Source organism: Paracoccus denitrificans (assembly GCF_900100045.1).
GTDB classification, from domain to species: Bacteria; Pseudomonadota; Alphaproteobacteria; order Rhodobacterales; family Rhodobacteraceae; genus Paracoccus; species Paracoccus denitrificans.
The window spans coordinates 1-1,023 of the sequence record NZ_FNEA01000095.1; the positions used below are offsets into that span (position 1 = coordinate 1).

Sequence of the window (1,023 nt, forward strand, 5' to 3'; positions counted from 1 at the left end):
GCGCGAGGGCACGCACCGTCCCTGCGGCGATGCGGTGGATTTCGCCATGCAGACGCTGCCCCGCTACGCCGAAATCATGTGGGGGCAGTGATGGACGAACCTGATCTGAAGCCGCTGATGGGCGCCAGGCTGGCGAGGACCTCGGAAGTGATTGAAAGGGGTAATGCTATGACAGCACAGGACACGGACAACTGGGCGGCAGACGAAGCTGCCGAGCGCGATCCTTCGGACGACTTGGGCCGGCTGTTCCCACGCGAAGGTGTTCAGCACCCGATTTCGGAAAGCGCGGCATGGGCTTTGTGCGCGCCTTTCGTTGGCCTGGTTCGGTGCAACTGGCGCGTCAAGCGGGTGGATACCGATTTGTTTGAACAGGCCATCAAGACCTGGTGGGAATGCCTGCGCAAGGCCCGCCTGCCGGAAGAGAGGCTGACCTGCGAACGCATGATCAACGCGCTCGGCCTGGCCAATGGCATGGACAATCGAGCGCGGGCCAGTGAGTTGGCCGCCGAGAACGTCGAGCGCTTCATGGCCCATCGCAAAGAGATGGCTCGGGTCCGGAGCGAGCGGAAAGAGGCCGCTTGCGTAGATGCCTGGCGTGATTTCAGGAGCGTGCCTTGAACTGGTCACGGATTGCCTTGATGCACTTCGACGTCAGCGCGACCGGCTTTTCGGCATCGGTATCCTCTTCCGGGATGCCATCCGCTTCGTCGGTTTCCCGGATGGCTTTGTTCAGGCGCTGGATGATGTGCTTGTGCAGGTCCGAATCTCGATCTTCCGCAAGCTGCAGCATGCTGATCACGATCGATTCCAGGGCTTCGACGCGGGCGTTCAGTCGGGCGGTTTCTGTCATGGCGGTTCCCTCTGCATGGATGGGCAGAGCATTCCCGACTGGCCGAGGGATTCGCAATCCGAAAAACCATGACCAACACGGGCTTTCAGGTTGCCCGGGGCGGGGGAGCATGCCGGGGCGCAGCACCTGGTCCACCCGTCACGATTCCGGCCGCCTCGGGCGGGATTGACCGG

General features: G+C 62.6%; 2 protein-coding genes. One reads left to right on the forward strand and one right to left on the reverse strand.

What is annotated here, in order from left to right:
- The first annotated feature begins 90 nt into the window (after nt 1-90).
- Complete coding sequence (locus tag BLT64_RS25945) at nt 91-618, forward strand: hypothetical protein (RefSeq protein WP_011746693.1); 528 nt, start codon at nt 91-93, stop codon at nt 616-618.
- Here BLT64_RS25945 and BLT64_RS25950 read toward each other — a convergent pair.
- Nucleotides 602-850, reverse strand: a complete 249-nt coding sequence (locus tag BLT64_RS25950; protein ID WP_041529728.1) for a hypothetical protein — start codon at nt 848-850, stop codon at nt 602-604. The two genes, BLT64_RS25945 and BLT64_RS25950, sit on opposite strands and share 17 nt — an antisense overlap.
- Nucleotides 851-1,023 lie beyond the last annotated feature (173 nt).

Bases quoted from the DNA above. Each gene is read 5' to 3' on its own strand.
- BLT64_RS25950 (WP_041529728.1), bottom strand. From the start codon at position 850: ATGACAGAAACCGCCCGACTGAACGCCCGCGTCGAAGCCCTGGAATCG.
- BLT64_RS25945 (WP_011746693.1), top strand. From the start codon at position 91: ATGGACGAACCTGATCTGAAGCCGCTGATGGGCGCCAGGCTGGCGAGG.